This window comes from Paenibacillus sp. CF095, from assembly GCF_900101225.1.
In the GTDB taxonomy this organism is placed as follows: domain Bacteria; phylum Bacillota; class Bacilli; order Paenibacillales; family Paenibacillaceae; genus Paenibacillus.
In genome coordinates this window covers 941,937-958,137 of the sequence record NZ_FMZN01000001.1, presented here as the reverse complement: position 1 = coordinate 958,137, position 16,201 = coordinate 941,937, and the positions used below count along the sequence as shown (strand labels likewise).

Genomic DNA, 16,201 nt, shown 5'->3' with positions numbered 1-16,201 from the left:
CACCAACCCCTAATTATACAATGCTTTCTTGGATTCAATCCTTTTTTTCATCTTGATGGAGGTGCCTCTGCCGGGCTCACTGCTGACTTCGAATTCATCCATAAAGTTTTCCATAATGGTGAAGCCCATGCCCGACCGCTCAAGTTCGGGTTTGGACGTATATAGCGGCTGCTTGGCGAGTTCAAGATCTTCGATTCCTTCACCGCGGTCTTCCACGATGATTGTGATCATGTCTTCCCGAATCTCGGCCTGGATAGACACAACACCTTCGGAGTTGTTGTTGTATCCGTGGATGATGCTGTTGGTCACGGCTTCCGAAATGACCGTCTTCAGGTCACTGAGCTCGTCCATCGTTGGATCAAGCTGGGAGATAAACGCAGCAACGGTTACCCGTGCAAACGACTCATTCTCTGACTTGGCCGCGAATTGCAGATTCATGAAATTTGTCCCTGTTCCTTCATTCATGAGACGACCTCCAGACCTGAGAGAGCAGTTCCCTCATTTTCGTATATCGGCATAATCTTGAACAGACCCGACATTTCCAGCAATCGGTACACTGGCGAATTGACGTCACAGACCACCATCTTGCCACCTTTATTCTTAATGAGCTTGTATCTTCCCAAAATGACACCCAGACCCGAACTGTCCATAAATTGCAGATCTTTCAGGCTGAGTACGAGATGCTCGCTTTGTCTCCGCTGGATGGCTTCATCCATTTGCATCCGTACCATGTCAGCTGTATGGTGATCCAGCTCCCCGGATAATCGTACAATCAGAATCCCGCGATGGTGTTCCATTTCCACATGCAAGTTCACGTTTGCTCACTCTCCTCCCTGTCTTAGAACAAGGATTTCTACGCTTCCGAAGGCTTTTCCTGCCCCCCGACAAAACTAGAAGAAAACCCCTATTTAACTACAAAATATGTTCGAAGGATGCGTGCAACTCGCAGAAATCGCCGTTTAGTCAAACAGGTTGGACGTTGTCCGCTTGAACAGCTTCCACCAGCCAGCCTTATTCACATCCTGCGGAGCCTGAATATCGAACTCCTTAATCACATCATTGCCCTGGTAAACCACAAGTTTACCTATACTTTGCCCAGCCTTGATCGGAGCTTTCAATTCTTTGGCAACCAACAATTCATGTCGGATGTCGTTGGATTTGGCTCCTTTGCGCATCAGTACACTATAATTTTGCGTGGCATTTAGAGGCAATTCGGCAACTTCACCTTTTTCGATCTTCAGACTGCCCAGCAGATCCCCTGCCTTGTAGAGCGCCTTCATCGTATATTGGCTAAACGCATAGTCAAACATCGAAGATACCTCACTGTTCCGTGTTTTGGTATTTGGTTCACCAAGTACCACGGAAACGACACGCAATCCATCTTTGGACGCCGTTGCAGACAAGCAGAATTTCGCTTCGGAAGTGTAACCTGTTTTCAAACCGTCTGCCCCTTGATAAAAACGAACCAGCTTGTTGGTGTTAACCAACCAGAATGGCTTTTCCGTATCTTTGCGAAGGTAATCCTGATATGCACCGGTGTACTTCGTAATCCCGGAATGTTTCAACAGTTCACGGCTCATGACGGCAATATCATGGGCGGAAGAATAATGATTATCGACCGGCAGACCGTTACAGTTGGCAAAATGAGTATCCTTCATGCCAAGCTCCTTCGCACGCTCATTCATCAGCTGTACAAAGGCTTCTTCCGAGCCAGCGATCTTCTCAGCCATAGCTACCGAGGCATCATTGCCTGAAGCCATCGCGATCCCTTTTAACATATCATCGACCGTCATTTCTTCCCCAGGCTCCAGGAAGATCTGCGAACCGCCCATGGAAGCTGCATATTCACTCGTTCTTACTTTGTCCGTCAGCTTCAGCTTGCCCGAGTCGATCGCTTCGATCGTAAGCAGCATGGTCATAATTTTTGTAATGCTCGCAGGAGGCAGCTGATCATGACTGTTTTTCTCATAAATGACGGTCCCCGTATCTGCATCCATTAAGATCGCAGAGCGCGCCGACGGGGCCAGATCAGTTCCTCCCGCTGCCTTCGGTGTTTCTTCAGCTAATGCCGTTGATGCCAAAAGGGACAGCAGGATACAAAGGGTCATGAACGATGCCATTATTCTTTTCTTCACAAGGTTACCTCCTCAAATGACTTGCTTACTGCATGTTCCATGCATGTACTGCTAATCATTGTCGGCCCGTTTCCAGTAAATTATTCCATGTAAAGCATGATTTCCCGAACTTTTATTGAAAATGTGGTCAAAGCTAAAAAACGCACTGCACTCAACGAATGAGTAACCGTACGTTCAACACAACAAAAAAAAGGTTACCTCCGATGATTTCTCATTCAAAGAGGTAACCTTATCTACTCAAATCTTGCTTACATTTGTGGAATAACAGCCAATACCAGCGCCAGGAACGACTCACGCACACGCTCCGTCGTTTCCATCACCTCATCATGTGACAGTGGCTGGTCCAGAATTCCGGCAGCCATGTTGCTGATACAGGAAATACCGAGTACTTCCAGGCCTGCGTGGCGTGCCACGATCACTTCAGATACAGTGGACATGCCCACTGCGTCTGCGCCCAATGTACGCAGCATTCTGATCTCTGCCGGTGTCTCGTAATTCGGACCAAGCATACCTGCGTATACCCCTTCACGTACGTTAAAACCTTGTGATGCGGCCGTATCCTTCGCCAGCGCACGCAAACGGCGGCTATATGCTTCGGACAGATCCGGGAAACGCACGCCCAGTGCAGCGTCATTTGGTCCAATCAGTGGATTTTTGCCTGTGAGATTCAAGTGGTCAGAGATCAGCATCAAGTCTCCAGCTTCATACGACGTATTCACACCGCCTGCAGCATTGGTTACAAGCAAGCTACTTACACCCAGTTCTTTCATAACCCGTACCGGGAAAGCTGTCAATTCCGGACCATATCCTTCGTACATATGGAAACGGCCTTTCATCATCACGACTGGACGACCTTTAATGGTTCCGACCAATAGTTCACCTTCATGTCCTTCTACTGTGGACACCGGAAAATGTGGAATATCCTGATAAGCAATACTTACGCCATCTTCAATCAGTTCTGCCAGTACGCCAAGACCCGAACCCAAAATCAAACCGACTTCCGGCTTGATGGAGCTTTTGCTTTGAATATAAGATGCTGCTTCCGAAATCATTTGTTGGTTTAATGCTGTCATGCGTTGTATGTTCCTCCTTGAGTTGAAACGATCCGTCTTATGTATAACGGCGTTTGGATGTATTCAATTTATTTTATCCTAAATCGGTCCAATGTTCCGCATTTATTTGTGAATGCCATGCGTCAAAATCTATCTTGCCCTCGGATGATGGGTTTCATAGATTTCTTTCATGGTTTTGCGACCATGATTGCCATATTGTTGTCCAGGTTGCTCCACGTGACCCAGCATGTCTTGAACCGCACGTGTATCCGCCCCATTGGCAATCAGGTGTGCCGCAAAGGAATGACGCAGCGTATGCGGCGTTATTTCTTCCGAGATTCCCGCGTCCACCGCCGCTTTTTTGAGCAGCTTCCAGAAGCCCTGCCGGGTTAAACGTCTGCCAGATACATTCACGAATAGTGCCTGCTCGTCCGAATCGGTTTTGAGCAACTTGTTGCGGAATTCCTCCACATATACACTCGCCCAATGTGCAGCTGGTGCACCGATGGGAAGGATGCGTTCCTTGCCCGCCCCACCGCATCGTATAAAGCGCATGCCTGGCTGTACATCCCGAATGTCAAGCGCAATCAGTTCAGAGACCCGAATGCCTGTAGCATATAATAGTTCAAGCATCGCTCGATCTCTCACACCCTGCGGTGAACGAATATCAGGCGCTGTCAGCAGTTGTTCGATCTCCTGGATACTTAACACCTGTGGTGGCGTCTTATCCGCCTTGGGAGCTTCCACATCAAACGTAGGGTCCTGTATAATATCACCCCGCCGCATCAAAAAATGAAAGTAGGAGCGCAGAGATACGATGCTGCGGGCAATGGTTGCATTGGCACGTCCTGCCTGTTTGAGCTGACCTGCAAACAGGACGACATGTGTGCGTCTGACCTGATCGGCTTCGCGTATGCCATATTCATTCTCTGCAAATTCAATGAACTTGTCCACGTCTCGGAGATACGATTCAAGCGTGCTGCTCGACATCCCTTTATCATCTTCCAAGTATAAGGCATAGGCATGTATCGTCTGTTTCATGTACAACGCTCCTCAACTGACAGATCTGCCGCTCTGGCAGACTGCTCCCGTATTTGCATCCCTGGCTGTTTGAAGCTACTCCCCGTACCAATAGAACAAACGGAGACGCTCTGCCATCGTAGGACGTCCTTCTCCATTAACCGGCCAATCCGTTTCCTGAAAAACTTTGATTGCATTGCCAGTCGGCATCTGATACTGATCCACAGGTGAGATCCAGCCATTAAACAGATCCAGAACATGATAGAACAGATAAACTAATGCGGCAAAAAATATAATAAATCGAATAAAACGGAGCCCTCTCCGCACTGATATAATCATGGGCGTGTCCCCCTCCTGATTCGAATCCGGTAATGTCCTTGAATCAGGGTATGTCCATAAACACAGATTTATGCCATTCGGAGGAAACTCCAGATCATGTCCGGTGCCAAAAAAGCTCTCCCGTCAAAACCGCCGGTGAGAGCTTGAAGATATGCTATGTTATTCTTCATCTTTGGGTTTCTGTTCATTTTTAGCTTTGCAACGATAACAAATTCCATGAAAGTCCAGTCGGTGATCTACTACCGAAAAGTTGAATTCCCGCTCCAAACGCTCTTCAAGCGGTCCAAGCCAGTCTTCACGTATTTCATCCATACTTCCGCATTGAACACAGATTAAGTGATGATGGTGATGCTTGGATGTATCTCCGCGCAGATCATAACGCGCTACACCGTCGCCGAAGTTGATTTTCTCTACAACATGCAGCTCACTCAGCAGTTCGAGGGTACGGTACACGGTTGCCAGACCGATTTCGGGAGCCTTTTCTTTAACGAGCATGAATACGTCTTCTGCACTCAGATGATCTTCTTCATTCTCAAGAAGTACTCTTAAGGTGGCTTCCCGCTGGGGCGTTAATTTATATCCTTGGGACTGTAGTTGCTGCTTAATTTTATCAATCCGTGCTTCCATTTTCTCCCTCCCCCTAGGAAATCACTGCACACTGCAACTTAACCCACTCTTTTCATTATAGGGGGAGTGCGTAATTAAAGTCAACATTTTACACTATACGGTGCACGTTAGGCCGGTAGTAACATTGGCGTGACCCAACGCATCATCGCAGGTGTAACCCATGTTTCAAAAGACGCCACGCCGAGCAGCAATGCAGCCATAACCAAAGTTAACACTATATATGAAGCAAAAGGCCTTTGTCGACCAGGTGTTCGCTGCATCAAAACACGATTGCGAATGATGTATAACGAGAACGTCATCGCCGCCACACTGCAGATCAGAAGGATCGGAATGACAAATAGATTATGCGGTGCCACGGACACCAGTGCAAACAGCAGCCCTTTCCAGGAATACTGCCCAACAAGGTACCCCACTGTGAATCCAATGAGCACACCTTTTAGAAAATCCAGAACCAGTATACCGGGTAGTCCAACGACGGATAAACCCAGAATAAAGATCAGACCCACCCATTTCAGATGGAGCATGGCAATGTCCCAATATGCCCCGGTCTCAGTCACTTGTGCGCTGTGCTGCACGGTCATGAAGAAATTGCCCAGATAACCCTCCAGATCCTGACGTTGCTCAAGAGACAATGCGTTCACCATGAGCGCGCCAAAAATGACGCCGACCAGAAACAAGACAGCCACGAATACATATAACGAAGTCTGACCTTTAAATGTAAAGTAGGAAGAGCGCATTCAGGTACGAGTCCCCTTTCCGGTATCATGCTGCAAGGATTCTCAGTTACATCCTCATAGTCATTCTTATGAACCGGAACGCACCTGTATGACTTCTTGTCCAGATTGGCTCTACGTGAAGTGAAGCTTTATCAGTTGAACCTAGGAGTAATTACACGGGTCACTCCGATGACAGAACAACCTTTCGATCGCTGTTATCCCCAGATTTTTTTCATTCCTTTTTAAAGGGGAAATCCGGGGATAAAGGCGAAGCGTATGCTTACGATGCAGCTTTCTTTCTGAAAGCTTTTAGCTCCGCCTTCTTCAGGTTCTTTCTGTCCCCTCCGTTTTGTGTAAATGTTTAGTTCAATTTATCTAATCTGAAGATTTCACCTGAACAGCAACTTTACCGTACGTGCCGCCACCTCCGGAGGACAGCTCCAGTTGTCCGTTCCGTGCAGCCACAATTAAGCCTGCTAGCACAGGTCCAACAACCGCAGCAAGCTCTTCCTCACGCGTGCGATGAAGTACATTCATTTCTGTACCAAAATGGTCCAGTAGCTGGCGCAGTTTGGCTTTGCCAAGTCCGGGGATGAACTCCAGTGGTACCTGATAATGATAGGCCGGTCTGTTTGCAGGGACATGAGGACTCTCCCGATCAGAGATCGCCAGAATGCGGTCCAGCACACCCTGAACCAGCTTCAGACTGCCACAGTGCGGACAACGCTCTGCTGACATCGCTCGCTCATCCATAATGCTGCCACATGCTGCACAGTAAGTACGGTGATACTTGCCCAGCCTTGGATTCAGTCCATAATTGGCCGCAATTTTCCTGCCGGCTTCTCCTTGAAGTGCCATACGGAATTCATCAAAAGAAGGGGCAGCAACTTGCAGTTCGTTATACTCCCGTCCAATCTTACCGAGTGAATGAGCATCCGAGTTGGTGAGAAACGGTACATGATCCAACTCCCGAATATAACTGGCCATGGATGAATCAGAGCTTAACCCCAACTCGACAGCATCCACAAGACGGGTATCCAATACATCGCCCATACGGGGCGCAGTACTGCCATAGATGCCTTTATGCGGTGTAAATACATGTGCAGGCACAATAAGCCCACCAAGTGCCTTAATCTCAGCCTGCATCTCTAGAGCGGGCACGTACACCCGCTGAGAACTGAGGTTCACATTTTTCATATAACGTTTCATCCAGTCCGTGAAAGACTTCATCGTTTTCAGATCACGGAAGTACGCCAGCATATGAAACTCACGCATTCCAGGCTCGCGCAGCTCAATCTCTGTACCCAGCAGAATGGTAGTGTCCTGGTAGGCAATACCGCCGCCCTCAATCTCGGACATGGTACCACTCTCCAGCAATTGCTCAATATCTATCTGTACAACCGGAGAATGACAATCAATAACACCAAGCAAATGAATTCCTTTGCGATCCGATGCTTCCCGAGCGATATTCTCAAATGTCAGATCGCGACTGCCACTGATTTTCACGGCCTCCCCCCGAGAGGTTCGTCCGATGTGAATATGCAGGTCTGTATAACAGGGCTCCCACATCGTGGACGTTTTCAGTTGGTCTTGCATGCCTAGAACCGTCCTGTCGTTCTGTAAAGGTCCCACGCGTACACAGCCATCATCGTTTTGGCATCGCTAATCCGGTTCTCGTCCATAAGCGCATAGGCTTCCTCCAGAGTTATTTCGGCAACTTCAAGGAATTCATCTTCGTCCAGCGCCATGTCCCCTGCTTCCAACTCTTCAGCGATGTAAAGATGAATGATCTCATCTACGAACCCCGGTGACGTGTAGAACGAACGCAAATGACGCAGCGACTTCGCCACATATCCTGTCTCTTCTCGCAATTCACGTGCTGCTGCAACCTCTGGTTCTTCACCCGGGTCCAGTTTCCCCGCAGGAATCTCCACTTCGGTGCGCCCCATTGCCTGACGATACTGATCTACAACAAGCATGCGATCCCCGTTTAGAGCTAGTACCGCTACAGCGCCAGGGTGCCGGATTATCTCACGTGTAGCCGTCTGGCCGTTCGGCAATTTAACGGTATCGACTTGAAGTGAAATCACTTTGCCCTCGAAGATTGGCTTGGTGGATACGGTCACTTCATCCAGCTTTGGATTGGCAGGTTGTGCTGCATGGATGGATTGGGCAGATTGGTTTGGTTTCATTTGTTCTTCAACTCCATATCGTAGGATTATATATAAATGGACTAAAAATATTTACACTAACCACTCCGATGACAGAACAACCCTTCGATCGCTGTTATCCCCAGATTTTTTTGATTTCTTTCTCTAATAGATAAAATTTGGTTATAAAGGCGAACGCTCCGCTTCTCTTGGTTATTTCTGTCCTCTCCGTTCTTGTGTAAAGGATTAGCTCAATTTATATATTCGGTGAATGTATAATTCTCTGATTTTGGGCATATGGTGAGCGTATAGAATTCTCACAGCAAATATAAACGAATCAGGGGGACTTTCAATGAACAGTTATATGACGCCTCAATCCGTACACGTGGTAGGACAAGCCCGGCAAGTGCAGCTCATACTCAAGCAATGGTTGCGCGAGTGGGGCCCTGATGCCAAGTTAGTCGATCTGCTCGCTGGACGTAAATAAACATATTGAAACATGATTTTGCTTCCTTTTGACCCTAAATTAACGAGTCTTCTCCCTTGAAATATAACATGAATTCGCAAAAAGTCCGAATCCGATACAGACCGGGTTCGGACTTTTGTCTAACAACATGTGAGGTAACATGCGCTCTATATTATTTCTTGTCAGCTGCCGTTTCCTGAATAATAGCTACGACTACCTGAGACAACTTCACAATGTCTTCGGCACGAATGCGTTCTTTGGTTGTATGAATATCCTCATACCCTACCGCCAAGTTCACTGTTGGAATGTCGAATCCGTTAAAGATATTGGCATCACTGCCACCACCGGAAGCAAACGTACTGGTCTCCAGCCCAATACTGCGGATGGCACGCTGTGCAAGCTGTACAACTTCGTGTTCATCATGGAAGCCAAATGCAGGGTAGAGGATCTCACTTCTGAATTCAGCCGTTGCACCGTATTTGCGACATGTCGTTTCCAGCGCGTCACGCATCTGTCCAACCTGCAATTCAACTTTCTCCTGCACAATACTGCGGGCTTCCGCTTCAAGCTGTACAAAGTCACATACCACGTTGAGTGGTGATCCACCCTGGAATTTGCCAATGTTTGCTGTCGTTTCATCATCAATTCTGCCCAGTGTCATCGCTGCAATTGCTTTGGCTGCTACCTGAATGGCGCTGATCCCGTCTTCCGGGTTCACGCCCGCATGTGCGGACTTACCATAGATGCTCATTTGAATTTCAGCTCTGGCTGGTGCAGCTACACAGATCGTGCCTACAGCTCCATTAGAGTCAAGCGCATAACCGAACTCGGCATCGATATCCTTCGGATTCATCGCACGTGCGCCCACCAGGCCAGACTCTTCGCCAACTGTAATGACAAATTGAATTTTACCATGAGGAATCTTGTTTTCCTGGATCACACGAATCGCTTCGAACAATGCCGCAATCCCTGCTTTATCATCTGCTCCCAGGATCGTTGTTCCATCACTGCGAATCCAGCCATCTTCACCCAGTTCAGGCTTGATTCCCTGTCCCGGCGTTACGGTGTCCATGTGACATGTGAAAAAGATCGGTGCAACTCCATCTGTTCCTTCGGCTTCCCAGGTAATAACGAGGTTTCCGGCGCCATGTCCGGTTTGCTCCATCGTGTCGTCCTCATAGACATGAAGACCAAGCTCTGTAAACTGTTCTTTTAACACCTTCGAGATGTTCTGTTCATTTTTCGTTTCACTATCAATCTGCACCAGTTCCATAAACTGATCGATAACGCGTTGTTGTTTAATCATAGGACTTTCCTCCCTCTCGTGGATACGGTACAATACAATTACTATGGCTTGTTTACTTTTTATGAGGTTGTTCAAAAAGTCCGCTTTTGATTACGAAGGATGCCTGGCGGCATCATCAGCATCGAATATGGAATTCAGCCGAAATGTCCGTTGCTCACGTAGTTTTCCTACGCTCCGCTACTCCATTTCTAGCTTCATTCCATCTTCTTGGTACTGAAAACCAGTCTTTTTGAACACACACTTTATGTTGAAAGGAGTTCTCTCATCATGCAAAAAAAGAAATGGTTCAAAATCATCATCTATCTCATGCTGATCGCCATGATCGGGTCCACCCTTTTCATCGCTCTCGAACCGTTGCTGTTCGGATAGCAACCTAAAGCCTTTCGACGAACTGTTTACAGACGTTGAAGGGCTTCTTTTTCCGTGACCCAATTAATCTCATATGGAAAAATACGATTAAAGTACGGAACAATCTCCTGCGCTACCTGCTCCACCGCATAGGACTTGCCTGTTATATCCTCCAGTGAGGTAACACCATACTGCTCAATCCCACAAGGAACAATCCCCTGAAAACCTGCATGTTGAATGCCTGAGCTGATATTAAAAGCAAAGCCGTGACTGGTCACAAAACCGCGGCGGTGTTTGCAACGATTAAACTTGATGCCAATTGCAGCGATCTTCATATCGCCAATCCACACACCCGTGTAACCCTCTTTGCGTCCGGCTTCGATGCCCTGGTCTGCGAGATAATCCATAAGTACCTGCTCAAGTTTCCGTAAATAGCCGTGCAGATCCAGGTCTTCATCCCGACCAAGAATCAATAACGGGTAACCTACCAACTGGCCCGGGCCATGATAAGTAATATCACCGCCGCGGTCAATTTGAAACAAAGAAATCCCTTGCTCACGCAACTCTTCCGGACTGAGAAGCAGATGCTCCGGATGATTTTGTGATCCGATCGTATACGTAGGCGGGTGTTGTAAAAGCAGCATCTGCTCCGCTCCCTCGCCCTCGTCCAATCGCTGCACAATCGCTTTCTGGCGGTTCCAAGCCTCTTCATAATCAAGCATTGGTATGTATGCAACATCCAGCGGCTTGCTCATGATTCCCCACACCCTTCTGCTTCAGGTTCAGTGTACAATTGAGCACCTGTCCGTAGACAGCAGGAAAAGTGCACGGCCTGCGGCACATACACTTCCCCGACAACTATTTACTTAATACACCTTGCTCTCCATGGTATATCCTTCAAGGTTTTCTTTGACACGTTGCAAGAAACGTCCGCTGATTACGCCATCCAGGATTCGGTGATCCAGCGACAGACACAGGTTAGCCATCGAACGAACAGCGATCATATCATTAATAACCACTGGCTTTTTGACAATCGACTCAAATGTAAGAATCGCTGCCTGCGGGTAGTTAATGATTGGCTGGGACAGGATCGAACCAAATGAACCTGTGTTGTTTACCGTAAACGTACCACCTTGCATATGATCCAGCTTCAACGTACCTTCACGTGTTTTGCGAGCCAGTTCATCCACTTCACGGGCCAGACCTGCAATATTTCGCTGATCGGCATGTTTGATTACGGGTGTAAGTACGGAATCTTCGGTTCCTACCGCCATGGACAGGTTAATGTCCCGTTTGACGATAATTTTGTCCACTGCCCATACCGAGTTCATGATTGGGTAGTCTTTAATCGCGTTAACGACTCCCTTCATCATGAAGGACAGATATGTCAGATTGATGCCTTCCTTACGCTTGAACTCATCCTTAAGTTTATTGCGCAGCATCACAAGATTTGTTACGTCCACTTCGATCATTGTCCATGCATGCGGGATTTCCGATACGCTTTGACGCATATTCCGGGCAATGGCATTACGCACAGGGGTAACATCGATGAAATACTCCGATCTTCCCTGGCCGCCACCTTCCACTTCGATCTGTGGAATTTTCGGGCTTTCGGTTAGATGAATGCCTGAATGTCTCACAGGAACACCTGCATCGGACGCTGAGATCGCTTCTCCAGCGGTTAAACCCATTTCTCCATTTCCACGATTCACTCCGCTGAATGGAGAAGCAGACGGCACACCAGAAGGTGTATGCTGTGCTGCTGCAGATGATGCTTGTGCAGACGTTCCAGCCGCGTTACCTCCCTGTGCAACAAATGCCAGCACATCTTTGCGGGTAATACGACCACCGGCTCCAGTGCCTTGGATGCTTTGCAAGTTCAAGCCATGCTCTGCTGCCAAGGATTGCACTGCCGGGGAATACCGATTGCGCATCGGCTGGTTGGGGTCATGTGCTGCTGTATTTGAGGCGGCAACAGGAGTGTGGCTGACATGTTGCTGCACTTGCTCCTGTTGCTGCGATACTTGTGTTACTTGCTCGGCCACTTCTTCGTCAGAAGCTGCGACCTGCATGCGGCAGATTGCTTCACCAACAGCAATCGTTGTGCCCTCTTCCACCAAAAGATCACCCATAATTCCATCCACAGTGGATGGAATCTCGGCATTAACTTTATCAGTGATTACTTCACAGATCGGCTCGTACTGTTCCACACGGTCGCCCGGTTTTTTCAACCATTTGCCTATGGTAGCCGAGACCAGCGATTCCGCCAATTGCGGCATAATGACCTCGATCCATTTCATACGTTCAGCCATTTGATTATCACTCCAAACTTTACTTTTAAACGATCCAAAAAACGAAATTAAAACTCGGCAAGTGTACGCATTGCTGCTTTGGCTTTGTCCTTGCTCAGCATGTAGAATTTCTCCAATGTTGGGCTAATTGGCATGGCCGGCACGTCAGGTCCGCAGAGACGCTGAATCGGTGCATCCAGTTCAAATAGACATTCCTCACTAATAATAGCGGCAACTTCGGCACCTACACCACCGGTTTTGTTATCTTCGTGTACAATCAGCACCTTGCCTGTCAGACGAGCGGAAGCGATAATGGCTTCACGATCCAACGGCTGCAATGTGCGCAGATCCAGAACGTGTGCTGTAATGCCTTCTTCCCGTTCCAGCTCCTCAGCAGCCTGCATTACAAAATGCAACGGCTGACTGTAACCGATCACCGTAATATCCGCACCCTCACGAAGTACGTTGGCTTTACCAATCGGAACGATGTAATCATCTTCAGGCACATCTTCCTTGATAAGCTTGTAGCATTTTTTATTTTCAAAAAAGAGTACCGGGTCCGGGTCGCGAATAGCCGCCTTGAGCAGTCCCTTGGCATCGTATGCCGAGTAGGGTGCTATAATTTTCAGACCAGGTGTACCAAAGAAAATCGATTCCGGACATTGGGAGTGATACAAACCACCGAAGATTCCGCCACCAATCGGCGCACGGATAACAATCGGACAGCTCCAGTCATTATTGGAACGATAGCGGATCTTCGCCGCTTCACTAATGATCTGGTTTGTTGCCGGCAGCATGAAGTCCGAATATTGCATTTCGGCAATCGGCTTCATGCCATACATCGCTGCACCAATGGCAACACCTGCAATAGCGGATTCAGACAAAGGTGTGTCCATCACTCGCATTTCGCCAAACTGATCTTGCAGCCCTTTAGTTGTGGTAAACACACCACCTTTGAGACCTACGTCTTCACCAAGGATAAAAACATTCTCATCCCGTTCCATCTCTTCTTTCATCGCGAGACGGATTGCATCAATATATTCCATCACTGCCATACTTACCGTCCCCCTTCTTCGCTGTCCGCATAAACGTGCGTCAGAGTATCCTCAGGTTTAGGATATGGCGCGTTGTCTGCATATTCAGTTGCTTCTTTCATTTCCATCGCAAGCTGCGAAGCCAGATCCGCATCCCGGGCTTCGTCCCAGATGCCGCAATCGATCAAGTAGTTCTTCATGCGAGGAACGCCATCTTTCTTCCAGTTCTCCTCAACTTCCTCTTTGGTCCGGTAAGCCAGATCATTATCGGAGGTGGAGTGAGGTGACAACCGATACATCATCGCTTCAATCAGTGTCGGGCCTTCTCCGGCTATGGCACGGCGACGCGCTTCCTTCACTGCAGCGTATACTTCTAAAGCATCGTTACCATCTACACGTAGTCCGGGGAACCCGTATCCTTGTGCTCGATCGGATATTTTGCCGCTCAACTGTTTGTGAATCGGTACCGAAATTGCATATTGATTGTTCTCACACATAATAATGACAGGCAATTTATGCACACCTGCAAAGTTGGCTCCCTCGTGGAAGTCACCCTGGTTGCTTGATCCTTCACCAAACGTAACAAAAGAAACAAATTCTTGCTTCTTCATTTTGGCAGCCAGCGCAAACCCAACAGCGTGCGGAACCTGTGTTGTAACCGGGCTGGAGCCCGTCACAATCCGCAGCTTTTTGTGACCGAAGTGACCCGGCATTTGCCGACCGCCACTATTCGGATCTTCCGCTTTTGCAAAAGCAGACAGCATCAACTCACGCGGAGTCATGCCTACCGCCAGTACAAAGCCATAATCGCGGTAATAAGGTAAATAATAATCGTGATCCCGATCCAGACCAAAAGCAGCGCCTACTTGCGCAGCTTCCTGTCCTACACCGGATACGTGAAAGTTAATTTTGCCAGCCCGTTGCAAGAGCAAGCAACGCTCGTCAAACTTGCGTGCGAGCAGCATGTATTTGTACATATCCAATACTTCACCATCGCTAAGTCCCAGCTGTTGATGCCGATGGACCGCGTCTGCAGTACCTTGTGAACTCATATGAGGTACCTCCTTTTAATCAGAGCCTGTGCCACTCTTACTACCCGATCTTATAACCTGGTACTAAGACTTGGCTTAACCTTATTATAATCCCTTTTACCCAAAAAAGGAAAGAACCTTTCTCATAAGCCTGTTTGGCTTACATTCCAATGGCCTTTCCATCGACCGCCAGCATGGCTTCACCCATGATTTCCGACAGAGAAGGGTGCGGATGAATGGTTTGTCCAACTTCCCAAGGTGTGGCATCCAGCATCTGAGCCAGAGAAGCCTCAGCGATCAATTCCGTCACATGGGTGCCAATCATATGTACTCCCAATATATCATTCGTCTTGGCATCTGCGATCACCTTCACGAATCCATCCCGACTTCCGTGAATAAGCGATTTGCCAATGGCCGAAAATGGGAACTTGCCGGTTTTAATGTCATAACCACGTTCTTTGGCTTCACGCTCGGTGAATCCGATGCTTGCTGCTTCCGGACGTGTATACACACAGCGCGGGATGCGATGGGATTCTACGGCATGTACCGTTTCGCCCGCCAGATGATCGACAGCGAGAATGCCTTCATGACTTGCGGCATGTGCAAGCTGCAAACCGCCGATGCAGTCACCAATGGCGTAGATGTGACCTTCGCCGGTTTGTAACTGTTTGTTCACAGCGATGAATCCACGCTCCAGTTTGATATCTGTATTTTCGAGTCCGATATTTTCGACATTAGCCTGACGTCCAACCGACACGAGCATTTTCTCCGCTCTCAGCGTTTCCTGCTTATCGTCACCAAGCTGCACATCAATCTGGATGCCCTCTTGATCCGTGTTATATGTTTCCGTTAGAACAGTGGCACCTGTCAGGAAACGAACACCTCGTTTGCTTAGCAATCGCTGCATTTCTTTGGCAACATCCTCATCCTCGGCAGGCAACACGTGAGCAGCTGCTTCTACTACTGTGATGTCTACGCCAAAGTCATTCAGCATGGATGCCCACTCCAGTCCAATCACACCCCCACCGACAATGATGAGTGATGCAGGAAGTTCATCCATACGCAGGGCTTCGTCACTGCTCATAATAAACTTGCCGTCCGGTTCCAGGCCCGGCAACACACGTGGACGCGAACCAGTCGCAATGATGAGATTGGTTGGAACTACCGTATCCATCTCGCCATCTTCAAACTCCACAGCGACTGCTCCGCTCTGCGGTGAGAAGATGGATGGTCCGATGACGCGACCTTTCGCGTGTACAACCTGGATTTTATTTTTTTTCATCAAATATTGAACGCCCTGATGGAGCTGTTCGACAATTGCATCCTTGCGCGCCTGTACTTTGGGAAATACAAGTGTGGCTCCAGCTGTCTCGATACCATACGTCTCGCTCTCCTGGATCTCGGCGTATACTTCCGCACTTTTCAGCAAAGCCTTACTCGGAATACAGCCACGATGCAGACAGGTACCGCCAAGCTTGTCCTTCTCAATGATAACGACCTGTTTTCCCAGCTGTGCAGCCCGGATCGCAGCTACATATCCACCAGTTCCTCCTCCAAGAATTGCAACATCACATGTAATTGGCATCTCTCATGCTCTCCTCTATGAATCAAATTTCAATATAATTTATGATGGCTTAAATCATGGTTTAGCTTATACCCTCTATATGCCATTGTACTCTCCTTGAG

Annotated in this window: 18 protein-coding genes; 2 read left to right on the top strand and 16 right to left on the bottom strand. The window is 48.2% G+C overall.

All coding sequences use genetic code 11. The features are described 5' to 3' along the window. Window positions 1-9: 9 nt before the first annotated feature. The 10 genes from spoIIAB to BLS69_RS04205 form a co-directional block, all read right to left on the bottom strand. A complete protein-coding gene (gene spoIIAB / locus BLS69_RS04250; protein WP_036672324.1) occupies window positions 10-465 on the bottom strand; it encodes an anti-sigma F factor in 456 nt (151 codons plus the stop codon). Further along, complete coding sequence (gene spoIIAA, locus BLS69_RS04245) at window positions 462-815, bottom strand: anti-sigma F factor antagonist (RefSeq protein WP_017687636.1); 354 nt, start codon at window positions 813-815, stop codon at window positions 462-464. Before spoIIAA ends, spoIIAB begins: the two co-directional genes overlap by 4 nt. Before the next feature lie 144 nt (window positions 816-959). Next, window positions 960-2,135, bottom strand: coding sequence for a D-alanyl-D-alanine carboxypeptidase family protein (locus tag BLS69_RS04240; protein WP_091028867.1), 1,176 nt, complete (start codon window positions 2,133-2,135; stop codon window positions 960-962). Between the two features lie 248 nt (window positions 2,136-2,383). Further along, window positions 2,384-3,208: a purine-nucleoside phosphorylase gene (locus tag BLS69_RS04235; protein WP_091018093.1), complete on the bottom strand. Its 825-nt coding sequence runs from the start codon at window positions 3,206-3,208 to the stop codon at window positions 2,384-2,386. A gap of 129 nt (window positions 3,209-3,337) precedes the next feature. After that, the gene (locus tag BLS69_RS04230) at window positions 3,338-4,228 is read right to left on the bottom strand and encodes a tyrosine recombinase (RefSeq protein ID WP_091028864.1); all 891 of its coding nucleotides are present in this window, start codon (window positions 4,226-4,228) and stop codon (window positions 3,338-3,340) included. Between the two features lie 75 nt (window positions 4,229-4,303). After that, entirely contained in the window at window positions 4,304-4,546 is a 243-nt protein-coding gene (locus BLS69_RS04225) for a DUF4227 family protein (RefSeq protein WP_091028861.1), read from the bottom strand. 159 nt (window positions 4,547-4,705) lie between these two features. Further along, a complete protein-coding gene (locus tag BLS69_RS04220) occupies window positions 4,706-5,173 on the bottom strand; it encodes a ferric iron uptake transcriptional regulator (RefSeq protein WP_036607866.1) in 468 nt (155 codons plus the stop codon). Between the two features lie 107 nt (window positions 5,174-5,280). Beyond that, window positions 5,281-5,910 carry a stage II sporulation protein M gene (spoIIM, locus tag BLS69_RS04215; protein WP_017687629.1) on the bottom strand — a complete coding sequence of 210 codons (630 nt, stop codon included), beginning with the start codon at window positions 5,908-5,910 and terminating at the stop codon, window positions 5,281-5,283. 354 nt (window positions 5,911-6,264) lie between these two features. Beyond that, window positions 6,265-7,485, bottom strand: coding sequence for an endonuclease Q family protein (locus BLS69_RS04210; RefSeq protein WP_091028859.1), 1,221 nt, complete (start codon window positions 7,483-7,485; stop codon window positions 6,265-6,267). A 2-nt stretch (window positions 7,486-7,487) separates the two neighbouring features. Then, a complete protein-coding gene (locus BLS69_RS04205; RefSeq protein WP_091028855.1) occupies window positions 7,488-8,081 on the bottom strand; it encodes an NUDIX domain-containing protein in 594 nt (197 codons plus the stop codon). A gap of 310 nt (window positions 8,082-8,391) precedes the next feature. Between BLS69_RS04205 and BLS69_RS04200 the strand changes: the two genes are divergently transcribed. Continuing rightward, window positions 8,392-8,526, top strand: coding sequence for a Z-ring formation inhibitor MciZ (locus BLS69_RS04200; RefSeq protein WP_091028853.1), 135 nt, complete (start codon window positions 8,392-8,394; stop codon window positions 8,524-8,526). Window positions 8,527-8,677: 151 nt separating this feature from the next. Here the strand turns inward: BLS69_RS04200 and BLS69_RS04195 are convergent, their stop codons facing one another. Continuing rightward, the gene (locus BLS69_RS04195) at window positions 8,678-9,811 is read right to left on the bottom strand and encodes a M20/M25/M40 family metallo-hydrolase (RefSeq protein ID WP_091028851.1); all 1,134 of its coding nucleotides are present in this window, start codon (window positions 9,809-9,811) and stop codon (window positions 8,678-8,680) included. A gap of 267 nt (window positions 9,812-10,078) precedes the next feature. Here BLS69_RS04195 and prli42 point away from each other — a divergent pair, with 267 nt between their 5' ends. Then, window positions 10,079-10,180 carry a stressosome-associated protein Prli42 gene (prli42, locus tag BLS69_RS04190; protein WP_017687624.1) on the top strand — a complete coding sequence of 34 codons (102 nt, stop codon included), beginning with the start codon at window positions 10,079-10,081 and terminating at the stop codon, window positions 10,178-10,180. Between the two features lie 26 nt (window positions 10,181-10,206). Here the strand turns inward: prli42 and lipB are convergent, their stop codons facing one another. From lipB to lpdA, 5 genes are all read right to left on the bottom strand, one after another. Then, window positions 10,207-10,914: a lipoyl(octanoyl) transferase LipB gene (lipB, locus tag BLS69_RS04185; protein WP_074095681.1), complete on the bottom strand. Its 708-nt coding sequence runs from the start codon at window positions 10,912-10,914 to the stop codon at window positions 10,207-10,209. A 111-nt stretch (window positions 10,915-11,025) separates the two neighbouring features. After that, on the bottom strand, window positions 11,026-12,471 hold the full coding sequence (locus BLS69_RS04180; protein ID WP_091028848.1) for a dihydrolipoamide acetyltransferase family protein: 1,446 nt from the start codon (window positions 12,469-12,471) through the stop codon (window positions 11,026-11,028). 47 nt (window positions 12,472-12,518) lie between these two features. Then, entirely contained in the window at window positions 12,519-13,505 is a 987-nt protein-coding gene (locus tag BLS69_RS04175) for an alpha-ketoacid dehydrogenase subunit beta (RefSeq protein WP_017687621.1), read from the bottom strand. A gap of 2 nt (window positions 13,506-13,507) precedes the next feature. Further along, entirely contained in the window at window positions 13,508-14,536 is a 1,029-nt protein-coding gene (locus tag BLS69_RS04170) for a thiamine pyrophosphate-dependent dehydrogenase E1 component subunit alpha (protein WP_036607878.1), read from the bottom strand. Between the two features lie 139 nt (window positions 14,537-14,675). Continuing rightward, entirely contained in the window at window positions 14,676-16,100 is a 1,425-nt protein-coding gene (lpdA, locus tag BLS69_RS04165) for a dihydrolipoyl dehydrogenase (RefSeq protein ID WP_091028844.1), read from the bottom strand. Window positions 16,101-16,201: the final 101 nt, after the last annotated feature.

Coding starts and splice junctions, on each gene's coding strand:
- BLS69_RS04220 (WP_036607866.1), bottom strand. CDS start 5,173: ATGGAAGCACGGATTGATAAAATTAAGCAGCAACTACAGTCCCAAGGA.
- BLS69_RS04170 (WP_036607878.1), bottom strand. CDS start 14,536: ATGAGTTCACAAGGTACTGCAGACGCGGTCCATCGGCATCAACAGCTG.
- BLS69_RS04230 (WP_091028864.1), bottom strand. CDS start 4,228: ATGAAACAGACGATACATGCCTATGCCTTATACTTGGAAGATGATAAA.
- BLS69_RS04195 (WP_091028851.1), bottom strand. CDS start 9,811: ATGATTAAACAACAACGCGTTATCGATCAGTTTATGGAACTGGTGCAG.
- lipB (WP_074095681.1), bottom strand. CDS start 10,914: ATGAGCAAGCCGCTGGATGTTGCATACATACCAATGCTTGATTATGAA.
- BLS69_RS04235 (WP_091018093.1), bottom strand. CDS start 3,208: ATGACAGCATTAAACCAACAAATGATTTCGGAAGCAGCATCTTATATT.
- lpdA (WP_091028844.1), bottom strand. CDS start 16,100: ATGCCAATTACATGTGATGTTGCAATTCTTGGAGGAGGAACTGGTGGA.
- spoIIM (WP_017687629.1), bottom strand. CDS start 5,910: ATGCGCTCTTCCTACTTTACATTTAAAGGTCAGACTTCGTTATATGTA.
- BLS69_RS04180 (WP_091028848.1), bottom strand. CDS start 12,471: ATGGCTGAACGTATGAAATGGATCGAGGTCATTATGCCGCAATTGGCG.
- BLS69_RS04210 (WP_091028859.1), bottom strand. CDS start 7,485: ATGCAAGACCAACTGAAAACGTCCACGATGTGGGAGCCCTGTTATACA.
- prli42 (WP_017687624.1), top strand. CDS start 10,079: ATGCAAAAAAAGAAATGGTTCAAAATCATCATCTATCTCATGCTGATC.
- BLS69_RS04225 (WP_091028861.1), bottom strand. CDS start 4,546: ATGATTATATCAGTGCGGAGAGGGCTCCGTTTTATTCGATTTATTATA.
- BLS69_RS04205 (WP_091028855.1), bottom strand. CDS start 8,081: ATGAAACCAAACCAATCTGCCCAATCCATCCATGCAGCACAACCTGCC.
- BLS69_RS04200 (WP_091028853.1), top strand. CDS start 8,392: ATGAACAGTTATATGACGCCTCAATCCGTACACGTGGTAGGACAAGCC.
- spoIIAB (WP_036672324.1), bottom strand. CDS start 465: ATGAATGAAGGAACAGGGACAAATTTCATGAATCTGCAATTCGCGGCC.
- BLS69_RS04175 (WP_017687621.1), bottom strand. CDS start 13,505: ATGGCAGTGATGGAATATATTGATGCAATCCGTCTCGCGATGAAAGAA.